This is a genomic window from Winogradskyella sp. (assembly GCF_013213975.1).
Lineage (GTDB): Bacteria > Bacteroidota > Bacteroidia > Flavobacteriales > Flavobacteriaceae > Winogradskyella.
The window spans coordinates 1-22,723 of record NZ_JABSST010000009.1 but is presented as its reverse complement, the minus strand read 5'-3'; the positions used below and the strand labels follow the sequence as shown (position 1 = coordinate 22,723).

17 protein-coding genes and 1 pseudogene are annotated in these 22,723 nt (G+C 35.3%); 13 read left to right on the top strand and 5 right to left on the bottom strand.

Features of this window, described 5'->3' with window-relative positions:
• The first annotated feature begins 30 nt into the window (after positions 1-30).
• Genes HRU49_RS02080 through HRU49_RS02065 form a run of 4 tightly spaced genes read left to right on the top strand, consistent with a single transcriptional unit; the run spans position 31 to position 5,922 of the window.
• On the top strand, positions 31-486 hold the full coding sequence (locus HRU49_RS02080; protein WP_296353653.1) for a MarR family transcriptional regulator: 456 nt from the start codon (positions 31-33) through the stop codon (positions 484-486).
• Positions 486-2,894: a 3-hydroxyacyl-CoA dehydrogenase/enoyl-CoA hydratase family protein gene (locus HRU49_RS02075; RefSeq protein WP_296353651.1), complete on the top strand. Its 2,409-nt coding sequence runs from the start codon at positions 486-488 to the stop codon at positions 2,892-2,894. Before HRU49_RS02080 ends, HRU49_RS02075 begins: the two co-directional genes overlap by 1 nt.
• Positions 2,895-2,898: 4 nt before the next feature.
• Positions 2,899-4,089 carry an acetyl-CoA C-acyltransferase gene (locus HRU49_RS02070; protein ID WP_296353649.1) on the top strand — a complete coding sequence of 397 codons (1,191 nt, stop codon included), beginning with the start codon at positions 2,899-2,901 and terminating at the stop codon, positions 4,087-4,089.
• A 24-nt stretch (positions 4,090-4,113) separates the two neighbouring features.
• Positions 4,114-5,922, top strand: coding sequence for an acyl-CoA dehydrogenase family protein (locus tag HRU49_RS02065; RefSeq protein WP_296353647.1), 1,809 nt, complete (start codon positions 4,114-4,116; stop codon positions 5,920-5,922).
• Positions 5,923-5,994: 72 nt separating this feature from the next.
• Here the strand turns inward: HRU49_RS02065 and HRU49_RS02060 are convergent, their stop codons facing one another.
• Positions 5,995-6,813 carry a T9SS type A sorting domain-containing protein gene (locus tag HRU49_RS02060; RefSeq protein WP_296353645.1) on the bottom strand — a complete coding sequence of 273 codons (819 nt, stop codon included), beginning with the start codon at positions 6,811-6,813 and terminating at the stop codon, positions 5,995-5,997.
• Between the two features lie 223 nt (positions 6,814-7,036).
• On the opposite strand from HRU49_RS02060, the gene HRU49_RS02055 reads away from it, so the two are divergent.
• The 6 genes from HRU49_RS02055 to HRU49_RS02030 all read left to right on the top strand — a co-directional run bounded on the left by HRU49_RS02055 (position 7,037) and on the right by HRU49_RS02030 (position 13,806).
• Positions 7,037-8,638, top strand: coding sequence for a nuclear transport factor 2 family protein (locus HRU49_RS02055; RefSeq protein WP_296353643.1), 1,602 nt, complete (start codon positions 7,037-7,039; stop codon positions 8,636-8,638).
• Positions 8,639-8,641: 3 nt separating this feature from the next.
• Positions 8,642-9,781, top strand: coding sequence for a DUF6265 family protein (locus tag HRU49_RS02050; protein ID WP_296353640.1), 1,140 nt, complete (start codon positions 8,642-8,644; stop codon positions 9,779-9,781).
• A gap of 89 nt (positions 9,782-9,870) precedes the next feature.
• Positions 9,871-11,217, top strand: coding sequence for a M28 family peptidase (locus HRU49_RS02045; RefSeq protein WP_296353638.1), 1,347 nt, complete (start codon positions 9,871-9,873; stop codon positions 11,215-11,217).
• 24 nt (positions 11,218-11,241) lie between these two features.
• The gene (locus HRU49_RS02040) at positions 11,242-11,607 is read left to right on the top strand and encodes a hypothetical protein (protein WP_296353636.1); all 366 of its coding nucleotides are present in this window, start codon (positions 11,242-11,244) and stop codon (positions 11,605-11,607) included.
• A complete protein-coding gene (locus HRU49_RS02035; RefSeq protein WP_296353634.1) occupies positions 11,576-13,231 on the top strand; it encodes a M1 family metallopeptidase in 1,656 nt (551 codons plus the stop codon). The genes HRU49_RS02040 and HRU49_RS02035 overlap by 32 nt, the downstream gene beginning before the upstream one ends.
• 2 nt (positions 13,232-13,233) lie before the next feature.
• Positions 13,234-13,806 (top strand): YdeI/OmpD-associated family protein, encoded by a 573-nt coding sequence (locus HRU49_RS02030; RefSeq protein ID WP_296353631.1) that lies wholly within the window; start codon positions 13,234-13,236, stop codon positions 13,804-13,806.
• On the opposite strand, the gene HRU49_RS02025 is transcribed toward HRU49_RS02030, so the two are convergent.
• Positions 13,807-14,535, bottom strand: coding sequence for a response regulator (locus HRU49_RS02025; protein WP_296353629.1), 729 nt, complete (start codon positions 14,533-14,535; stop codon positions 13,807-13,809).
• Positions 14,532-15,608, bottom strand: coding sequence for a histidine kinase (locus HRU49_RS02020; protein WP_296353627.1), 1,077 nt, complete (start codon positions 15,606-15,608; stop codon positions 14,532-14,534). The genes HRU49_RS02025 and HRU49_RS02020 overlap by 4 nt, the downstream gene beginning before the upstream one ends.
• 179 nt (positions 15,609-15,787) lie before the next feature.
• Here HRU49_RS02020 and HRU49_RS02015 point away from each other — a divergent pair, with 179 nt between their 5' ends.
• Entirely contained in the window at positions 15,788-18,190 is a 2,403-nt protein-coding gene (locus tag HRU49_RS02015) for an outer membrane beta-barrel family protein (RefSeq protein ID WP_296353625.1), read from the top strand.
• 13 nt (positions 18,191-18,203) lie between these two features.
• Positions 18,204-18,437: a hypothetical protein gene (locus HRU49_RS02010; RefSeq protein ID WP_296353622.1), complete on the top strand. Its 234-nt coding sequence runs from the start codon at positions 18,204-18,206 to the stop codon at positions 18,435-18,437.
• A gap of 167 nt (positions 18,438-18,604) precedes the next feature.
• Here the strand turns inward: HRU49_RS02010 and HRU49_RS02005 are convergent, their stop codons facing one another.
• Positions 18,605-20,062, bottom strand: a complete 1,458-nt coding sequence (locus HRU49_RS02005; RefSeq protein ID WP_296353620.1) for a magnesium chelatase — start codon at positions 20,060-20,062, stop codon at positions 18,605-18,607.
• Between the two features lie 96 nt (positions 20,063-20,158).
• Positions 20,159-21,307, bottom strand: a complete 1,149-nt coding sequence (locus HRU49_RS02000) for a VWA domain-containing protein (protein WP_296353617.1) — start codon at positions 21,305-21,307, stop codon at positions 20,159-20,161.
• A gap of 122 nt (positions 21,308-21,429) precedes the next feature.
• Between HRU49_RS02000 and HRU49_RS01995 the strand changes: the two are divergent.
• A pseudogene (locus HRU49_RS01995) lies at positions 21,430-22,723 on the top strand (hypothetical protein); the annotation flags it as partial.

Here is a 22,723-nt window from a genome sequence, read left to right as displayed (position 1 = left end):
TTATTATCTTTGAAAACCAATAAATGAAGTATGAAAGAAAAAACAATAGATTATGTCCTTAGAACAACGTGGTTAGCCGTAAATAAAATGTACAATGAGGAAGCCTCTAAATTTGATACAACCATGGCTACTGGGTTCGCCTTGTTAAGTATAGATCCAGAAAAAGGAACTCCTTCAACTTCATTAGGTCCAAAAATGGGTATGGAAGCTACTAGTCTTTCTCGTACATTAAAAACAATGGAAGAAAAAGGGTTAATCGTAAGAAAACCTAATCCTGAAGATGGTCGCGGAGTTTTAATATATCTCACAGAATTCGGTAAGGAAAAAAGAGAATACTCAAAAGATCGCGTTTTAACTTTCGATAATGCGATTAGATCAAATATTGCATCTGATAAAATTGAAAACTTTTATGAAGTTGCTGACTTGATCATTAATATGATATCAAATAGAAAAATATATAATCAAAAAGAAACTCTAACTAAATAATGAGCAAAAGAAGAATAAAGAAAATTGCAATCATTGGTTCTGGAATCATGGGATCAGGTATTGCCTGTCATTTTGCAAATATTGGCGTAGACGTCTTGTTATTAGATATAGTTCCACGAGAACTTAATGACAAAGAAAAAGCCAAAGGATTAACTCTAGAAGATAAGGTTGTTAGAAACAGGCTCGTTAATGATGCGCTTAATGCATCCATAAAGTCTAAACCTGCTCCACTTTATCACAACTCATTTAAGCAACGTATTACAACTGGTAATTTAGAAGATGATATCTCTAAAGTTGCAGATGTAGATTGGATTATGGAAGTGGTTGTAGAGCGCCTAGATATAAAAAAGCAGGTTTTTGAAAAATTAGAAAAATACAGAACACCTGGTACATTAATCACCTCTAATACGTCAGGGATTCCAATTAAATTCATGAGCGAAGGTCGAAGTGAAGATTTTCAAAAGCATTTCTGTGGTACTCACTTTTTCAATCCAGCGCGATATTTAAGACTATTTGAAGTCATTCCTGGACCTAAAACTGATAAAGATGTTTTAGATTTTCTCAATGGCTATGGTGAGCAATTCTTAGGTAAAACTTCAGTAATTGCAAAAGACACACCCGCGTTCATCGGAAATAGAATTGGGATATTTAGTATTATGAATGTATTTCATGTTGTCCAAGAATTAGGTATGACTATTGAAGAAGTTGATAAGCTATCTGGACCAGTTATAGGACGTCCAAAATCTGCAACGTTTAGAACTGTAGATGTAGTTGGACTTGATACTTTAGTTCATGTTGCCAATGGTATTAGAGAAAACTGTCCAGATGATGAACGTTTAGAGTTATTTACACTACCTGGCTTTATAAATACCATGATTGAGAATAAATGGTTAGGAAGTAAAACTAAACAAGGCTTTTATAAAAAGCACGTAACACCGGAAGGCAAAAAAGATATTTTATCTCTTGATCTAAACACCTTAGAGTATAGAGAAAAGCAACGTGCTAAATTCGCTACTTTAGAACTTACTAAAACTATTGATCACGTTTCTGATCGTTTTAAAGTCCTAGTTGGAGGAAAAGATAAAGCCGGTGAATTCTATAGAAAACACTTTGCAGCATTACTAGCTTATGTGTCTTATCGCATACCTGAAATAACCGATGAAATCTATAAGATTGATGATGCAATGAAAGCAGGATTTGGTTGGGGAGACGGACCTTTCGAAATTTGGGATGCTATCGGTCTAGAGAAAGGATTAGAGATAATGAAGGCTGAAGGTCTTCAGCCTAATGCTTGGGTAACAGAAATGCTGGCTTCTGGCCAAACATCGTTTTACACGGTACAAGACGGAGCAACACATTGCTATGACATTGCATCTAAATCGCAACAAAAAATTCCTGGACAAGACAATTTTATTATTCTCAACAATATCCGTAAGACTAATCAAGTATTTAAAAATTCTGGTGTAGTCATAGAGGACTTAGGAGATGGAATCTTAAACTGTGAGTTCCAATCTAAAATGAACACCATTGGTGGAGATGTTTTAGCAGGACTAAATAAAGCCGTTGACCTCGCTGAAAAAGACTTTGAAGGTCTTGTAATTGGTAATCAAGGGGCAAATTTCTCTGTAGGTGCAAATATTGGAATGATTTTTATGATGGCCGTTGAGCAGGAATATGATGAGCTTAATATGGCTATTAAATATTTCCAAGACACCATGATGCGTATGCGTTATTCTTCAATACCAACAGTAGCAGCTCCTCATGGTATGGCACTAGGAGGCGCTTGTGAACTTTCTATGCATGCTGATAAAGTTGTAGCTGCAGCAGAAACTTACATTGGATTAGTAGAGTTTGGGGTTGGAGTTATACCTGGTGGTGGTGGATCTAAGGAAATGGCACTTAGAGCGCAAGATTTATTTCACCAAGGAGATGTTCAATTAAATGTATTACAAGAGCACTTCTTAGCTATTGGTATGGCTAAAGTTGCAACCTCAGCCTACGAAGCTTATGATTTAAACATACTTCAAAAAGGAAAAGATGTTGTTGTTGTAAATAAAGACAGACAAATAGCTGAAGCTAAAAAACACGCTAAACTATTGGCAGAAGCAGGGTATACTCAAAAACCACAACGAAAAGATGTTCTTGTTTTAGGTAAACAAGCCTTAGGAACCTTTATGGTTGGGACTAATGCAATGAAAGCCTCTAGATACATCTCTGAGCATGATGAAAAAATTGCTAATAAATTGGCTTATGTCATGGCTGGTGGTGACTTATCCGAACCTACAAGAGTTTCTGAACAATATTTACTAGACATAGAAAGAGAAGCTTTCTTAAGTCTTTGTACAGAAAGAAAGACTCTTGAACGTATTCAGCACATGCTTAAGACTGGTAAACCACTAAGAAATTAAAAACATGAAAACAGCATATATAGTAAAAGGATATAGAACTGCCGTTGGAAAATCCAAAAGAGGTGGTTTCAGATTTAAAAGGGCAGACGAATTAGCGGCCGAAACAATTCAGCACTTAATGAGTCAATTACCTGAATTTGATGTAAAAAGAATTGATGACGTTATTGTGGGTAATGCTATGCCAGAGGGATCTCAAGGTCTTAACATGGCACGTATTATCTCATTGATTGGTCTTGAAACCGTTGACGTACCAGGAGTTACTGTTAATCGTTTTTGTTCTTCAGGATTAGAAACTATAGGAATGGCCGTAGCAAAAATTCAATCTGGAATGGCAGACTGCATTATTGCTGGTGGTACCGAAAGTATGACCTCTGTACCAATGACAGGATTTAAACCTGAATTAAATTACGACATCGTTAGTTCAGGAAACGAAGATTATTATTGGGGAATGGGAAATACAGCAGAGGCTGTGGCTCAAGAATATAAAGTGTCGCGTGAGGATCAAGATGAATTTGCATATAACTCACACATTAAAGCCTTAAAAGCACTTGATGAAAATCGTTTCCAAGATCAAATTGTTCCGATTGAAGTTGAGGAGACTTTTATCGACGGGAATGGTAAAAAAGCGCAACGAACATTTACAGTAAATAAGGATGAAGGACCTAGACGAGGCACAAGCGTAGAAGCACTGGCCAAATTACGTCCTGTATTTGCTGCTAATGGATCTGTTACGGCAGGAAACTCATCTCAAACGAGTGATGGTGCTGCTTTTGTGATGGTTATGAGCGAAGCTATGGTTAAAGAATTAAATCTAGAACCAATTGCAAGAATGGTAAGTTATGCTGCTGCTGGTGTACCACCAAGAATTATGGGTATTGGTCCTGTAGCTGCAATTCCTAAAGCACTCAAACAAGCTGGACTTCAACAAAACGATGTAGAGTTAATTGAATTAAATGAAGCATTCGCATCTCAATCTTTAGCCGTAATGCGTGAGTTGAATTTAAATCAAGATATCGTGAATGTAAATGGTGGCGCTATTGCATTAGGGCATCCATTAGGATGTACTGGAGCAAAACTATCTGTGCAATTATTTGATGAAATGCGTAAACGCAGTATGACAGGCAAACATGGAATGGTTACCATGTGTGTTGGAACAGGACAAGGTGCTGCTGGAATATTTGAATTTTTAAACTAAGAAGAAACTTATAACATATAAACAATGGAGACTGTAGAAAAAGAAATTTTAAGAGGAGGACAATTCCTCGTTAAGAACACCAACTGCGAGGATATTTTCACACCAGAGGATTTTTCAGAAGAGCAGAAAATGATGCTCGACACTGTAAAGGAATTTGTAGATAGAGAAATCTGGCCAAATAAGGAGCGTTTTGAAAAGAAAGATTACGCTTTTACGGAAGAGATTATGCGCAAAGCTGGTGAACTTGGATTATTAGGTATTGCTGTTCCTGCAGAATACGATGGTTTAGAAATGGGCTTTGTTTCTACAATGCTTGTTTGTGATTATATTTCTGGTGCTACAGGATCTATTGCCACAGCATTTGGTGCGCATACAGGAATTGGCACAATGCCAATTACACTTTATGGGACAGAAGAGCAAAAGAAAAAATATGTTCCTGCGTTAGCTACAGGTGAAAAATTTGGTGCTTACTGTTTAACTGAACCAGGTGCTGGATCAGATGCTAATTCAGGAAAAACAAAAGCCGTATTATCTGAAGATGGTTCTCATTATTTGATATCAGGTCAAAAAATGTGGATTTCTAATGCTGGTTTTGCTGAAACATTTATCGTTTTTGCAAGAATCGAAGATGACAAAAATATCACTGGTTTCATTGTTGAGTTTGATAAAGACAATCCAAACGGTATGACCCTAGGAGAAGAAGAACATAAATTAGGAATTCATTCTTCATCGACACGTCAGGTATTTTTTAATGAAACAAAAGTACCGGTAGAAAACATGCTCTCAGAGCGTGGTGGTGGATTCAAAATTGCAATGAACGCCTTAAACGTTGGTCGTATCAAATTAGCCGCTGCGTGTTTGGATGCGCAACGCCGAGTAATTACAGAAGCTATAAAATACGCTAATGAACGTGTACAGTTTAAAACACCAATCGTAAAATTTGGTGCAATAAAGTCTAAGCTTGCTGAAATGGCAACCAGTTGTTATGCTGGAGAATCTGCATCCTACAGAGCTGCGAAAAATATCGAAGATCGTATTGAAATTCGTCAGGCGCAAGGTAACTCCCACCAAGAAGCAGAATTAAAGGGAGTTGAAGAATACGCTATTGAGTGTTCTATTTTAAAAGTTGCTGTTTCCGAAGATGTTCAAAACTGTACTGACGAAGGAATACAGGTATTTGGCGGTATGGGTTTCTCTGCCGATACACCAATGGAATCTGCTTGGAGAGATGCCAGAATTTCACGTATTTATGAAGGTACTAATGAGATTAACCGAATGCTAGCTGTAGGAATGTTGGTTAAAAAAGCAATGAAAGGTCATGTAGACCTTCTTGGACCAGCAATGGCAGTACAAGAAGAATTAATGGGCATTCCATCTTTTGACACACCAGATTACTCAGCATTATTCTCAGAAGAAAAAGAGATGATTGCTAAACTGAAAAAGGTATTCTTAATGGTTGCCGGAGCAGGTGTACAGAAGTATGGTCCACAATTAGAAGAACACCAACAGTTGCTACTGGCAGCTTCAGACATTTTAATTGAAATTTATATGGCAGAATCTACCATTTTACGCACTGAGAAAAATGCTAAACGTTATGGAGAAGATTCTCAACAACATCAAATAGCAATGTCTAAATTATACTTATATAATGCTGTTGATACCATTAACAGTAAAGCTAAAGAAGGTATCGTTAGTTTTGCTGAAGGTGATGAGCAAAAAATGATGCTTATGGGCCTTAAACGATTTACAAAATATGCCAATATGCCAAACGTAGTGGCACTGCGTACTCAAATTGCAGAAAAATTATCTGACGAAAATGAGTACTGTTTTTAATTAAGTTTAAGTTAGAAATGGAAAAGCCAATTCAATTGAATTGGCTTTTTTTATTTAAATACTTTGATGGACTTAATGAATAATGACTTTTTTAGAGCGTACTCCGTATTCTGTATGCACAATAACCATATAAATACCACTAGAAGTCGCATTATTAAATTCAAACTCCGATCTTACAGTATTGAAGACCTCCGTATACTTTTGAATAACCTGGCCATTTACTTTATATACGTCCAATCCTTTAACAGCAACACTAGAAGGGTTATGCAATATTAATGTCTTCGAACTCTTATTATATGTCAAATCTAAATTATATAATTGTTGATCGTTTATAGAAAGTGCTTGATCAGATTCTTGATTTGTATTAAAAACTAGTGCAAAACGATTTAAGTATATACCAGCCTCAGAATGAAAATCATAATCACCTTCTCTAAGATTATGATAAACATTGAGTTCATTGTCAAACAGAAATAAGTTAAAATCGTCTTCAATATTTTCTAAAGCATCAATACCAATAGTATTCATACCGCTTTGAGCAATATGAAATCCTAGAGGAAAAATAGAGGTTTCATCAACAACATTAGTTCCTTGTATGGTAAATAACTCTCCTTCAATTAACCAGTACATATCATCATAAATAGTGGCATAATATGCACCATCATAGCCCCAATCTATTCCTGGGGTTGCATTCTGATCTTCTGTTAAAAGTAATTGTCTGTGTAGTGTACTGTTTGCTGTAAAACCAAGTCTTATTTTTCGTCTGTTATCATCATTGGTCTGATAAGCCTCATTTGAGGCTTGCTCGATTACATTATAACCAAGACTAGGTTTGTGTAATGATAGAACTATAAATACTACTGAGGAAACAGCATTTAAAAACAGGTTGCGCATTTTTTGGATTAATTAGCAAATCAGCGATAGCATACTGATTAACGCAAAGGTTTCTTTTTTTTAATTATAATCACCTAAAGAAGCCATAAAAGCACGGTTTAATTCGCTAAAGTGCAGATAGTATCATTTTTCACCGACAAAACACAAGCTTCAGCAAAGCATAAAACCAATGTACTTTCTTTTGAGATTATTATTATATTTATTGAATCAATCTTGCTATTAAATGAAACGTAATTTATTAATCCTGACCTCACTCCTATTTTCCATTACCTACGCACAATCTAACACCGAAATATTTTTGTTCGATCTGGAGTCAAAAAATTCGATAATCGAAGTCAAAAACGGTGTTAATATTTCAGAAAATGAAGGCTACGACAATCAACCCTCCTTTTGGGATGACAACCACATATTGTATGCTTCAACACGAAACGGTCAAACCGATATTGCCAAGTATCATGTTAACCACAAATCAAAGATTTATATAAATTCTACCAGAGGTGGTGAATATACTCCATTGAAAATACCAAATAAAAATACAGTTTCTGCAGTTAGACTCGACGACGATGGGAAACAGCGTTTATATTCTTACAATTTAAGTAATGGTGAATCTAAAGAATTAATTAAAGATCTTGTAGTTGCATATTACACCTGGTATGACGACAATACTGTGGTTTCTGCGGTTATTGAGGACGACCAACTAAATCTATATTCAACCAACATTACAGAGGGTACAAGCAGAAAATATGCGACTAAAGTTGGACGATCATTTCATAAAAAACCAAATTCAAATCTTGTTAGTTTTATTTACAAGGAAAGTGATAAACAATGGCAAATAAGATCCTTGGATCCTTCTAATGGTATTACTAGATTAGTTGCAAATACCATCACAGGAGTTGAAGATATTTGTTGGTTAAACAACAAAACCTTACTCTCTGGAAAAGATGGGGTTTTATATAAGTTAACCTTAAAAAAGGACAATAATTGGAAAAAGATTGCGGATCTTTCATCATACGGCATTAAAGACATCACGAGATTAGCCATTAATGCCGATGCCAGTAAGCTATTAATTGCAGCGGAAATTGGATCTGTTAATCAAAATAATCCAGCAGTTAATGGTGATAATTTAACCAATCCTAAAACTGAAATTATTTTGAGTGAAGCCGAAGCCGGTGCTATGGTCCAGAAACATTTAGAACCGTTTAACCATAGAAAACTAAACGAATTTGCCGATGCTTTTGATGAAGATGTTTTAGTTAATCGTTTCCCAAAGGATTATATGTATTCAGGAAGAAATGAACTCAAAGAGAATTACCGTCAGTTTTTTAGAAATAATAAAAAATCGAATGTCAAAGTTCTTAATCGCATGGTACTAAAAAACACCGTTATTGATGAAGAATTGGTGACCCTCAATAATATGACCATAAGACAGGCTACCATTTATGACGTGGATAAAGACGATATCAATGCAATGACATTTGTCAGAAACAGAAAGGCGTCATCTAATCCAGAACTCATAGTAAATAAACAACTAGAAGCTTATAATAAAAGAGATGTTGAGGAGTTTGCTAAGACTTACGCTAAGGATATTAAACTTTATTCATTTCCTGATGAATTAACCTCGGAAGGCAACGACGCTTTAAAAAAACGTTATGACACCATGTTTAAGTCTGTACCAGATCTAAATGCTGAAATAGTGAATAGAATTGTTCTAGGAAATAAGGTCATTGATAAAGAAAAAGTGACTATAAATGGTAATATCTTTTATGCCATTGCCATATATGAAGTAAAAGACGGACTCATATCTAAAGTGACATTTATTCAGTAAATCATGAAAAAGCTACTTATTCTATTCTTAAGTTTAAGCCTTAACACCTTCGCACAAGAAAAAACACTCGAGCCAAAACTAGAAAATATCACTTGGATTACTGGTACTTGGCATGGTGAAGCCTTTGGTGGCCAAACAGAAGAGATTTGGAGTGAACCTTCGGGAGGTTCAATGATGGCCACGTTTAAACTAATAGTGGATGCTAAAGTTCAGTTTTATGAAATTGAAATTATTAGAGAAATAGACAATTCGCTGATACTTCAACTCAAGCACTTTGATCATACGCTTAAAGGTCGGGAAACTCAAAATGAAACGGTTGACTTCCCTCTGAAAAAAATCACTGAAAATAGGGTTGTTTTTGAAGGTATGTCCTTTGAACGCGTTAGTGCTAATGAAATGAATGTCTATGTTGATATTAAAGACAATGGAAAGACAGAAACAGTAAAATTCAATTATACAAAAGCGACATCTAAACCGATAAAACAACTTCTAGAAGTACAACGAAGTGAAGGACCTATTATTATCGATGGTGTTGCTGATGAGGCTATATGGAGCCAAAGTGATTGGCATGCTCTAGATCAGGTTTGGCTTGGTGCAGCATTAACTTCAAAAGATTTTGAAGGACGATATAAACTCGGATGGAAAGAAGATGCACTTTATCTACTCGCAGAAATTAAGGATGATAAACTTATTGATATTTATGAGAATCCACTAACCCAATGGTGGGATGATGATTGTTTGGAAATCTTTATTGATGAAGATAATAGTGGTGGCGAACATCAGTTCAATCATAATGCTTTTGCTTATCACATTGCATTAGACGGAAACGTGGTGGATATGTCTACTAAAAAAGAAGGAAAGCTTTATAATTCACACATAGAATCAAAGCTCAAAACGGAAGGCAATACGACTATCTGGGAAGTTAAAATTGGTATTTATAAAGATAGTTATTCTGATGACAGCGAAAATGAACCTGTTAAATTAATGGCTGGTAAAAATATTGGTTTTGCCCTAGCGTACTGTGATAATGACACTAGTGAATTGCGTGAAAACTTTATCGGCTCTGTATATGTAGATGGAGAAGACAAAAATAGAGGTTGGATTGATGCTAATATTTTTGGAACCTTAGTTCTAAAGAATTAATAGATTTTATTTCAAGGGTATTAACAAATATTTAATGCCTTTTTTGCCATCTAAACCGTAATTTTAGGATTCCAACAATAACCATCATAATGAAGTATTATTTTCTACTCTGTTCAGTACTAGTATCTGCATTCATTAATTCTCAAACAGATCCAAAAATTTATGACATTATAGATGCAATTTCAGAAGAGCAATTAAAGCAAGATGTGAAGACACTTGCAGATTTTGGAACCAGACATACATTAAGTGATACTACTTCTAATACAAGAGGTATTGGAGCTGCCAGACGCTGGATAAAATCTCAATTTGATGACATTTCTGAAAATTGTGACAATTGTTTAGAGGTCTTTTTTCAAAAAGATTTGGTAGAAAAAGGTACTAACCAGCGCATCGTTAAAGACGTCATGGTCGTTAACGTTGTAGCCATTCAGCGCGGTACAAAATATCCTAACCGTTACATCATTATGAGTGGAGACATCGATTCGCGCGTATCTGATCCAACAGATTTCACTTCGGATTCACCAGGTGCCAATGATAATGCTACTGGAATGGCAGGAGCCATTGAAGTGGCAAGAGTATTATCTACATATAAATTTGAAAGCAGTATCGTATATTTAGGCTTATCTGGAGAAGAACAAGGATTGTTTGGTGGACAAGGTTTTGCGAGATATGCAAAGGATAATAATTGGGAAATTATTGGTGTCTTAAACAACGATATGATCGGAAATATTGAAGGTGTTGATGGCGTTATTGATAATCGCACCTTTAGAATATTTTCAGAACCAATTACCACAGATGAAACAGATGCTGAACGTCTTAAACGTCAGGCTAGAGCAAGACGCTTTTATGGTGGTGAGGTTGATGGTATTTCGCGTCAATTAGCGCGTTATGTGCATAATACAACGCTTACATACATGCCAGAAATGAATCCTATGATGGTGTACAGATTAGACCGATTTGGACGTGGTGGCCACCATAGACCTTTTAATGACCAAGGTTTTGCCGGCATTAGAATTATGGAAGCTCATGAAAATTACACACAACAGCATCAAGATATAAGAACAGAAAATGGTATTGCTTATGGCGATACATTTGAACATGTAAATTTTCCATACTGTAAAAAGCTCACCGCTGTAAATGCCATTACCATGGCTAACCTTGCCTCTGCGCCACCGTCGCCAAAAGAGGTCGGTATCGGTGGTATTGTAGAAGCATCTGCAAGATTACAATGGAGTAAGGTTGATGGAGCTAAAGGTTATAAAATTTACTGGAGAGATACGACCTCTCCAACTTGGGAGAATAGCCGTTATGTTGGAAATGTTGATGGTTATACACTGGAAGGTATTGTCATTGATAATTCCCTTTTTGGCGTAGCAGCAGTTGGCGAATATGGTCATGAAAGTATGGTAGTATTTCCCAATAAAATTATTAGATAGTCGTTATTATTTTAAAATAATACCATGAAAAAGATAATCAATTCAGCACCTGAACTTTACCTCATAGTATCGGCATTATTTTATTGGTTTTCTTCTACACCTATCAACCCAATTGCTTTTGTTCTAATTGCTGTTTTTACTTATCAAGCAATCACAAAGAAAACGACTTCTGGTATTATAATTGCCATAGTGTTCTTAATAATCAATTTATATTTAACATTAGCATTAATATCTGAGGCAAGGGAATTTGATGTTATAAATAATAATTGGACACAACTTGTTATTGTTGGTTCTCTGTATATTGGTACAAATTTAGTGCTAGGAGTTATAATGCTAATTAAATATGCTAAAAAGATTAATGAGATTCAACTGCAACAAAATAACATTTAAGCAACTCGTATGCGTAGTTTGCTTTTTGACTTTTTTTAATACTCAGGCGCAATTACTGCAGGAAAAAACCAACTTTACAAAACAAGATACCCTTCGAGGAAGTATTACACCAGAACGAGAATGGTGGGATTTAACGTATTACCATCTAGATATCGAAGTAAAGCCTGATGAAAAATTCATAAGCGGAAAAAACACCATTCAGTACAAGGTTCTTAAACCAAATCAGGTAATGCAAATTGACCTACAAGAACCAATGGAAATCACCAAGGTCTTGCAAGACGGGAAACCATGTACTATAAGACGTGATGGCAATGTATTTTACATTATGCTAGAAGAGCAAAATATTGGTGACATTAATTCTATCGAAGTGTATTATAAAGGTTATCCAAGAGAAGCTAAGCGCGCACCATGGGATGGTGGTTTTTCATGGAAAAAAGATAAAAATGGAAAGCACTTTATTGCCACGTCTTGTCAAGGATTAGGTGCTAGTGTGTGGTGGCCCAACAAAGATCATATGTATGACGAAGTGGATAGCCTGTTGATTAGTGTTACTATTCCACGAGGCTTAAAAAATATATCAAACGGGAGGCTAAGAAATATTACATTAAACAATAATGACACGGAAACATGGAGTTGGTTTGTTAACAATCCAATTAATAATTATGGGGTTAATGTTAATATAGGCGACTATACAAATTTCTCAGAAATCTATGAGGGTGAAAACGGAGATTTAGATATGGATTATTGGGTATTATCGTATAATCTAGAAAAGGCCAAACAACAATTTAAGGATGCTCCAAAAATGATGAAAGCCTTTGAACATTGGTTTGGTCCTTATCCTTTTTACGAAGATAGCTTTAAACTAGTTGAAGTACCTTATTTAGGAATGGAGCATCAGAGTTCCGTAACCTACGGAAATGGTTACCAGAATGGTTATTTAGGAAGAGATTTATCCCGCACTGGCTGGGGTTTAAAGTTTGATTTTATTATAATACATGAAGCTGGTCACGAGTGGTTTGCAAATAACATTACAAATAAAGACGTGGCTGACATGTGGATTCATGAAGGCTTCACAGCGTATTCAGAAAATCTATTTCTAGATTACTATTATGGCTCAGAAGCGTCTGCCGATTATGTCATTGGTACGAGAGCAAATATTCAAAATGATAGACCTTTAATTGGCCCATACAATGTTAATAAAGAGGGTTCTAGTGACATGTACTATAAAGGTGCTAATATGTTGCATACGCTTCGCCAATTGGTTGAAGATGATAATTTATGGCGTGAAATTCTAAGAGGGTTGAACCAAGACTTTTATCATCAAACAGTATCCTCACAGCAAATTGAAAATTACATAAGCACTAAATCTGGTAAGGAATTAACTGCCTTTTTTAATCAATATTTAAGAGACGTTCGCGTTCCTACTTTAGAATACAAAATCGAAAACAACATGCTCAAGTTCAGATATGTTGATATTGTTGAAGGATTTGATATGCCAATAGAAATTGAAGGAAAAAACAATCGAACCTGGATTTATCCTACAGCAGATTGGAAGACCATACCAATACCTGAAGAGGATATTAATATCGATAGAGACTATTATATCTATTCAAAAAAGCTGTAGTCGTGGATTTTCCTGAACTTTATTTTGAACGAGATACAGACTGGTATGATTGGCTATTGGCAAATCATGATCAACATAAAGCCATATATCTCATCTTTTACAAGTTAGAAACTGGAATGCCAACCATGCGATGGGAAGAAGCTGTAAAAGTTGCTTTGTGTTTTGGGTGGATAGACTCTACCGTAAAAAGTCTAGGTAACGGAAAACGACGACAGTACTTTTCACCACGCAATCCTAAAAGTACTTGGAGTGCTTTAAATAAGAAGTACATTATTGAGTTAGAATCCAAAGGGCTTATTCAGGAATCTGGCTATAAGATGATTGACCTAGCGAAAGCTACAGACACTTGGACAGCTATGGACGACGTTGAAAATGGCATTATTCCACCGAATTTACAGAAGGCCTTCGAAGATAATCCTTTGGCCTATGAAAATTACCAGAAGTTTTCTAAAGGTTACAGAAAGCGTTACTTGTCTTGGTTAAATAGTGCAAAACGCGAAGCAACAAAGGAAAAGCGCATTTCTGAAATCATTAGATTATGTGCTGCAAATATTAAAAGCAAAGACAATTGGTAGTTAAAACATTAGTTTTTTGATATTATCCATATAACCTCTACTTACTCTTACTACATCACCATTTTTCATTGTGATATCGTAGCTTTTTGAGTATTTATGAAGCTCCTTAACTGCATTTAGGTTAATTATAGAAGACCGATGTACTCTAATAAAAACAGAAGCATTTAATTTTTCTTCTAATGTAGATATTCCATAATTACTTACATAGACCTTTTCTTCAGTGACTAATTTTGAGTAATCGCCATAAGCTTCAATCCGCAATACATTTTCTAAGGCTATTGTCACCAGTTTATTTTGACTTTGAACTAAGATGCGTTCAGGTGATTTTGGTTGATCCATTAATAAACTTTCAGCTAATGGCCTCACTTTATTCACTTGGTTATTTTGATTAAGCCGCTCAACAGCAACCTTAAATCGATCCTTAGTATATGGCTTTAGCAAATAATCCACAGCATGCACTTCAAAGGCCTTTAAAGCATACTGATCATAAGCTGTCGAAAATATAATTTGAGGAAGTTCTTCAAGATGGGTTAACACATCAAACCCTGTCATTCCAGGCATTTGTATATCTAAGAATACCAAATCAGGCTTAAACTCATTAATCATTTTTACAGCATCAACACCATTATTGGCCTCTCCTAATAAAATAAGATCTGGATAATCCTTAAGATATTCTTTAATAAGCTGCCTTCCTGCAGCCTCATCATCTACAATTATAACTTTTCTCATATGGCAAATGAGATTTTTAGACCTTTAGGCATATTATCAGAAAGATTAAGAGTACTTTGATACATTTTCTCTAATCTAAGCTTTGTATTGGTTAAGCCTATTCCTTTTTCAAATACTAAGTCTTTATCAGCAATACCAATACCAGTATCTGAAATTTCAAAATGTAGCTTTTTGTCCATTTTAAATATTTTGATCGCAATTTCTCCACCTTCAATTAAAGAAGACAATCCATGCTTAACTGAATTTTCTACCAGAGGCTGTAACAACATCGGAGGTACAAGTTCTTCCATTAATTCATCATATACAATAATTTGAATTTGTAGCCGTTCCTGAAATCGTTCCTTTTCAAGTCTTAAATACTTATTTACAAATTCTAACTCTTCACGTAATGGAACTTTTTCAACTTGAGAGGCTTTTAACTGGTATCTGAACAAATCCGATAATTCAGCTATAAGATGCCTCGTCTTTTCATTTTCTGGTGGTACTGAAGCACTTATAGTATTAAAGATGTTATATAAGAAATGAGGGTTCAATTGTGCCTTTAGAGCAGATAATTCACTCTTTAATGCAGCAGTTCTTAACTCTCCTTCTAAACGTATTTTCTGCTGATTCTCAAGATAGTAGTTATAGGAATGAATAATACCAAATTGAAGGGTGTAAAATAAAGCCGGAATATATATATCCCAAACTCTTGCAACACCACCGAGATGACCATAGCCTAGAACATCAGATACTAAGTAATAGACCTGTTGCCAGACCACAACAAATAATGGCAATAGTATAAAATGCAGCAGTATCTTACGAACGTAACTCCACTTCTTTAACTTCCTAATTAACAACCACCATATAGGATATGTTAGAATGGCCTTCAAAATATAATCTAAACCAACAGAATTCATAAATGCGCCTAAGTCGAGTAATGATGTTTCCCCTTCGTTCCAAGCTCTACTATTAATGGTTATTGCAGCATGATATGCAAAAGCCCAGAATAAATAGAACACAATAAAAACAGCTAACTCTTCAATTTTGATACCTAGAAATCTTCGTTTATGAAATGGTAATGTAGAATCCATAGTTTCGTTTTCAACAAATTTAAAGTTAGCATATTATTTTATAATACTATAATCGACGAGTTGACCTATAGCCAGTTAAATGGACCTGCCAACTTATCGTTCTATAGGTCCACTTATCACTTAGTACGTGTCTATGTTTTTCTTACGTCTGATATTTGAATCATCAAAATTAAAACGACATGAAAACGCTTATCCAATTCGCATTATTAGTAATAACATCAGTAACACTAAATGCACAATCTATTATTACAGGTGTTGTAGTTGATGAAGAACTACAGCCTATTCGATCTGCCACAATATCTGTTCTAAGTGCAGATAAAGTAACTTTTATTAAAGCAGCATTAACCGACGATAATGGTAGGTTCTCAATTAAGAATTTACCTGCAGGTGACTATGTATTAACCATAACAAGTCTTGGTCTTAAAGATTATACTTCAGACATATTCACGACTACAAACACTAACAAAGACTTCGGTGTCATTAAACTAGATCCTGCTGCAGAAAATCTGGATGAAGTGGTTATAGAGTCTGAAAAACCTATGATTCAAGTAAGGGCAGACAAAACCATTTTTAATGTTCACAATACCATTAATGCTGCTGGAGACTCTGGGTTTGAGCTATTGCGAAAAGCACCTGGTATAATCATAGATAATAATGACAATCTGATTGTGGAGGGTAAAACCGGAGTCTTAATCTATATTGATGATAAACCTTCAGTACTAAGAGGAGAGGATTTAGTAAACTATCTCAAGAGTATTCAATCTAGTGATATTGAAGCTGTAGAAATTATCACTCAACCATCATCTAAATATGACGCTGAAGGCAATGCTGGTATCATCAACATCAAATTCAAACGTGATAAGAGCTTAGGAACTAATGGTAGTGTTGCTTCTGGTTTGACTTATGGAGAATTTGCCAGAGTAAATAGTTCTGTCTCTTTTAATAATAGAAGCAAAAAAACAAGCCTCTATGGTACCTTTAGTAATCGTTTTGGAGAGAGTTTAGGCTTTATAAATTTATATAGACAACAGAATAATACAATTTTTGACGCACGTACGGAGACCATTTACGACAATGTCAACACCAATGCAAGATTTGGTTTTGATTGGTATGCTAATAAAAAATCAACATTTGGCATCATACTCTCTGGTAATTTTTCAAACAATGATTCCTTTTCAGATTCTAGAACTCCAATAATACCTAATGGTAATATCACTCCAGATCAGGTTCTAATAGCTGGTAGTGATACGGAGGATGATATCACTAACCTATACACAAACATCAACTACAAGTATGTGGGCATTAATGAACGTTCTATAAATATCGATGTGGACTATGGTAATTATACTAGAGATCGTGAAAACTTTCAACCGAATCAATACTTCAATAGTGATGAATCCCAAATAATCAGTGAAACCATCAACTTTATGGTAACACCAATAGAGATTGACTTATTTACAGCTAAAGTTGACTATGAACAGAACTTTTTAAAAGGAAAATTGAGTTTAGGAGGAAAAATTTCAAAAATTATCACTGATAATAAGTTTGATTTTTTTGACCGAATTAATGGTGAGGATATTTTAATTACTGACCGCTCAAATGATTTTAAATATGACGAGAATGTGAATGCATTATATTTTAATTACAACCGTCAATATAAAAAGTGGAATTTTCAATTTGGATTACGAATGGAACATACCGAATCCGATGGCATTCTCACAAGTCTTCAGGAAGATCAAAATGATCGTGTAAAACGCAGTTACACCGATTGGTTTCCTAGTGGTGGAATTACTTATCAAATGAATCAAAAAAATTCTTTTGCATTAACGTATAGCAAGCGTATACAAAGACCAAACTATGCTAGTCTTAATCCTTTTGAATACAAAATTGATGAATTATCATTTAGTAAAGGAAACCCATTTTTACAACCACAATACACAGATAACTTAAAGTTATCGCATACCTTTAATTACAGATTAAACACTTCTATAAGCTACAGTTTTGTTAGAGACTTTTTTGCTCAAATTACCGAAGCTGTAGGTGAAAATCAGAACTTCTTAATCACTAGAAATGTAGCGAATCAAAAAGTCATCAACCTAGGAATAAGCTATCCGACAAAATTCTCAGATTGGTGGAGTGTGTACTTTAGTGTAAATGCTTTTAGAAGCATCTATGAAGCTACCAACCCAGATTTTAATGAATTGACACAAAACACTTTAAGTTTTTATGCTCAAAATACTTTTAAACTACCAAAAGGGTTTAGAGCAGAATTGTCTGGCTGGTATAGCTCACCTTCTGTTTGGGGAGGAACTTACGAAACGCGTAGCATAGGATCATTAAATTTTGCCATTCAAAAACGCTTCTTCGATGATAATTTGACTGCGAGATTATCCTTTAATGATATTTTATTTACCTCACCTTGGGAAGGTACCACTGAATTTGGTAACCTAACAATTAATGGTGATGGTGGTGGTGATAGCCGACAAGTACGATTCAATTTGGCCTATAACTTCGGGAGAAATGAAATTAAAAAAGCTCGAAAAAGAGATACTGGCTTAAAAGACGAAAAGAATAGAATCTAAAACATCTAAAATTATGAAAACCATTCAAATACTTTTGGTTAGCCTTATCATTATGGCAACACAACAAATTGCAACAGTATCTAATCCTGATTTAGAAGGTACCAGGAAAATCGATTTACGACCAACTCCAGATGCTGAACCCTACTTCACCGTAATGACAATATCTGAAGTTTCAGATAAAACCATAAAAGGTAAAATTTTATGGCAGTTCCATGACATCAGGACTATTAAATACGAGCTGGACTAAAACTTACTTTGCGTTTACCACGTCAGATGCAACTCAGACCTACTACCATTCTGGATATTATTTAGATGGAAAGGTTTATGGTATATCCTATTGTCCAACATGACAGTTAACCGCACCTCGGACTGGAGTACAAGACTAAAAAAGGACCTCAACTGAGGTCCTTTTCTTTATAATCCACTTATATAACTTCCATAAGGATCTTTAATCTGAACACCTTCAGAATAGCGATATTTACTTAGTTTTTTAAATTGTACCAAGCCCCAAAGAATGAATTCTTTTTCAAAATGTACATCCTTAGGATCTATATCTGGCTGATGATCTGCAATTAATGCATCTAATGGTAAAACCTCATCTAGTTTAGTCTTGTAATCTTTATCAGTAAATTCATCAAGTAACTCAAATCCATCACCATTGAAGAACCAAGAAATTAAATCATCGTATGGTGTTTCTTCACCTTGTTTTTCTAATTTTTCAATCTTCGGAAAGTACTTAGGAAATAAAGTCTTAATGGCTTCATCAATTAAAGTATTAGCCACAAAATCTGCTCCTTCTTGTTCTCCTTCATAAACCAATTCTACCTTACCTGTTATCGCAGGAATAACACCAATAAAATCAGATAAACGAACTGAAGTTTCTGAATCACCTGCCAATAAAGCTCTACGTTCTGCTGTACTCAGCAGGTTTTCAAAAGCAGTAATACTCATTCTTGCACTTACACCACTTTTAACATCAACATACTCACTATCGCGTGCTTCAAAGCTAATTTGTTCTAAGAGTTCCTTAGCCAATTCAGGGACATGTACTGAAGACGATTGACGACTATCAAGCTTGGCTTCCTGTTCTGTAATCGTCTGGGCAATTTCAACATTATTTGGGTAGTGTGTTAAAATCTGAGACCCTATTCGATCTTTTAAAGGGGTAACAATACTTCCTCTATTGGTATAGTCCTCAGGGTTTGCTGTAAATACAAATTGCATATCTAATGCTAGACGTAATTTAAACCCTCTAATTTGAACATCACCTTCTTGCAATATATTAAACAAGGCTACTTGAATTCTAGCCTGTAAATCTGGTAATTCGTTTATAACAAAAATACAGCGATTGGCTCTTGGTATCATTCCATAATGAATGACACGATCGTCTGCATAACTTAACTTTAGATTAGCAGCTTTAATAGGATCTACATCGCCTATTATATCAGCAACGGTTACATCTGGTGTGGCTAACTTTTCAGCAAAGCGTTCGTCTCTATGCAACCAACTTATTGGTGTATGATCACCGTGTTCTGAAATAAGTTCGATGGCATATCTTGAAATTGGATTTAACGGATCATCGTTTATTTCGGAACCTTCAACCACCGGAATATACTCATCTAAAAGATTCACCATCATTCTGGCTAAGCGTGTTTTTGCTTGACCACGCAACCCTAAGAGATTAATATTATGTCGCGACAAAATAGCGCGTTCTAATTCTGGTATAACCGTATGCTCATATCCATGAATACCCTCAAAGGTGTTGACCCTATTTTTAATATTTTCTATCAGATTATCTCTCAATTCATCTTTAATAGATTTACTCTGATAGCCTGCTTTTTTTAAATCGCCTAATGTTGTAATGTCTTTCATTTTTCAGCTGTTGGCTGTTAGCCTTTGGCTGTTAGCTGTTTCAATTGTATTTTTTGAGGCTAAGGGCTAACACCTAAAAGCTACTAGCTAGTTTATTTATCCTTTAATTCTTCTTTTTCTATTGTTTTCGTAATCTTCAAAAATCATCTCACCTAATCCTTTAAGTCCCGTGTAAAAGGCTTTACCTCTGTTAGCCTGCGTAAATTCTCTAACAAAACGCATCAAATACGGATCTTCAGCAATCATAAATGTGGTGATTGGTATATGCAGTCGTCTGGCTTGTTGCGCCATGGCATAACACTTATTGGTAATATATGGATCAAGACCATTACTGTTTTTATAATATTGACCATCTGGTAATCGCAAACAACTTGGTTTACCATCTGTGATCATAAAAATCTGCTTATTAGTATTTCGTTTACGTCTCAGCATATCCATTGCCAATTGCAATCCTGCAACGGTATTTGTGTGATATGGCCCAACCTTTAAGTATGGTAAATCTTTAATCTTTATAGGCCAAGCATCATTTCCAAAAACCAAAATTTCTATACTATCCTTTGGATAACGTGTAGTGATCAATTCAGATAATGCCATAGCTACTTTTTTAGCAGGCGTTATTCGGTCTTCACCATATAGTATCATGCTATGACTAATATCAATCATAAGGACTGTACTCATTTGCGACTTATGTAAGGTCTCTTCCACTACCAAATCATCTTCAGTTAAATTAAAATCACCAAGTCCATGATTGATTTGTGCATTTCTCAGACTTTCTGTCATTGAAACCTTCTCTAAAGCATCACCAAACTGATAGGATCTAAAATCACCGGTATGCTCATCTCCTAACCCCACACCTTTACTCTTATGGTTTCCTGCACCACTCTTTTTAATCTTACCAAAAATATGATCTAGAGCTTGTTTGCGTATAGCGCGTTCTGTTTTAGCGGTAATCCCATATTTTCCTTTGCCATCGCCTTGACCTTCACCATCTCCAGTCGGATTAATTTCCTCTCTGATGTACCCCTTATTTTTAAGGTCTTCAATAAAATCATCGATAGTATAGTCTGGTGTCGTTAAATTATACTCTTTATCAAGCTGTCTTAACCAATCGATAGCTTCATCAAAATCACCAGAAGTATAAGTTATCAGTTCTTTGAAAATTTCAAATAATTTATCGAATGGCGATTGAAAAGGTGCTTCGTAGGTTTTAAAGACAAACCCCATTTTATGTAATCTTTCTTTCATTGCTACGTAAAAATAAGGCTTTTTTGACTTAAAAAACAGAGATCAAAACACCTTAACAACTCGTTAAGATTTTTAGTATTTCTTTTGCTTAACTTTAGGCTTTACTTAACCAACATTTAAAAATGAAACGACATTTATTTCTTCTATTACTATTATTTATAACAACACTTTCTGCACAAGAATTTTCAATGGATATGGTCAAAAATATGACAGCTCGTAATATAGGACCAGGTGGTATGTCTGGGCGTGTTACGGCTATTGATGTGGTACATAATAATCCTGACATTATGTATGTCGGCACAGCATCCGGAGGTTTATGGAAATCTACTTCAGGAGGTATTAAATGGAAACCTATTTTTGATAAAGAGCTCACGGCTTCTATTGGTGCTGTAGAAATCCAACAATCTAACCCTAGTGTCATTTGGGTTGGTACCGGTGAAGGAAATCCACGTAACTCACTAAATGGGGGTTATGGAGTTTATAAATCTATAGATGGTGGAAAAACATGGATGGCAATGGGTCTGGAAAAAACAAGACACATTCATCGTATCATAGTAGACCCAACAAATCCCGATGTGGTTTATGTTGGAGCTATTGGTTCTCCTTGGGGTGTTCATCCTGAACGTGGTGTATTTAAAACTACTGATGGTGGTAAAACATGGTCTAAAATTTTGTTTGCCAATAACAAAACTGGCATTGCAGATTTAGTAATGGACCCAACAAATCCTAATAAACTCATAGCAGCGCTTTGGGAACACAAACGTGATCCTTGGTTTTTTAATTCTGGAGGAGAAGGCTCTGGTCTTCACATTACCCACGATGGTGGAGAAACTTGGAAAAAGATAACCGATGAAGATGGTTTTCCAAAAGGTGAATTAGGACGAATTGGTGTGGCCATAGCACCAGGTAAACCAAATGTTGTTTACGCTCTAGTTGAAGCTGAGAAAAACGCTTTATATAAAAGTGTGGATGGAGGCTTTAAATGGAGAAAAATAAATGACAAAAACGATATTGGTAATAGACCTTTTTACTATTCGGAAATTTATGTAGATCCAGAAAATGAAAACAGAGTCTATTCAATTTTTACGTACGTTAATGTTTCTGAAGATGGTGGTAAAAACTTCACACAATTAATGCCTGCTTATGGTGTGAGTAATGGAGTGCATCCAGATCATCATGCTTGGTGGATTCATCCAAAGGATGGGAGTTTTATGATTGATGGAAATGATGGGGGAATGAATATTACCAAAGATGGTGGAAAGACTTGGCGCTTTATTGGTAATTTACCCGTGGCACAATTCTATCATATTGCAGTGGATAATGAATATCCATATAATGTATATGGCGGTATGCAAGACAATGGTTCATGGAGAGGACCGGCTTATGTGTGGCGGGCTCAAGGAATAAGAAATAGTT

Bases quoted from the DNA above. Each gene is read 5' to 3' on its own strand.
- HRU49_RS02055 (WP_296353643.1), top strand. From the start codon at position 7,037: ATGAAACGTAATTTATTAATCCTGACCTCACTCCTATTTTCCATTACC.
- HRU49_RS02010 (WP_296353622.1), top strand. From the start codon at position 18,204: ATGAAAACCATTCAAATACTTTTGGTTAGCCTTATCATTATGGCAACA.
- HRU49_RS02035 (WP_296353634.1), top strand. From the start codon at position 11,576: ATGAGATTCAACTGCAACAAAATAACATTTAAGCAACTCGTATGCGTA.
- HRU49_RS02065 (WP_296353647.1), top strand. From the start codon at position 4,114: ATGGAGACTGTAGAAAAAGAAATTTTAAGAGGAGGACAATTCCTCGTT.
- HRU49_RS02015 (WP_296353625.1), top strand. From the start codon at position 15,788: ATGAAAACGCTTATCCAATTCGCATTATTAGTAATAACATCAGTAACA.
- HRU49_RS02040 (WP_296353636.1), top strand. From the start codon at position 11,242: ATGAAAAAGATAATCAATTCAGCACCTGAACTTTACCTCATAGTATCG.
- HRU49_RS02050 (WP_296353640.1), top strand. From the start codon at position 8,642: ATGAAAAAGCTACTTATTCTATTCTTAAGTTTAAGCCTTAACACCTTC.
- HRU49_RS02025 (WP_296353629.1), bottom strand. From the start codon at position 14,535: ATGAGAAAAGTTATAATTGTAGATGATGAGGCTGCAGGAAGGCAGCTT.
- HRU49_RS02070 (WP_296353649.1), top strand. From the start codon at position 2,899: ATGAAAACAGCATATATAGTAAAAGGATATAGAACTGCCGTTGGAAAA.
- HRU49_RS02005 (WP_296353620.1), bottom strand. From the start codon at position 20,062: ATGAAAGACATTACAACATTAGGCGATTTAAAAAAAGCAGGCTATCAG.
- HRU49_RS02000 (WP_296353617.1), bottom strand. From the start codon at position 21,307: ATGAAAGAAAGATTACATAAAATGGGGTTTGTCTTTAAAACCTACGAA.
- HRU49_RS02080 (WP_296353653.1), top strand. From the start codon at position 31: ATGAAAGAAAAAACAATAGATTATGTCCTTAGAACAACGTGGTTAGCC.
- HRU49_RS02045 (WP_296353638.1), top strand. From the start codon at position 9,871: ATGAAGTATTATTTTCTACTCTGTTCAGTACTAGTATCTGCATTCATT.
- HRU49_RS02020 (WP_296353627.1), bottom strand. From the start codon at position 15,608: ATGGATTCTACATTACCATTTCATAAACGAAGATTTCTAGGTATCAAA.
- HRU49_RS02075 (WP_296353651.1), top strand. From the start codon at position 486: ATGAGCAAAAGAAGAATAAAGAAAATTGCAATCATTGGTTCTGGAATC.
- HRU49_RS02060 (WP_296353645.1), bottom strand. From the start codon at position 6,813: ATGCGCAACCTGTTTTTAAATGCTGTTTCCTCAGTAGTATTTATAGTT.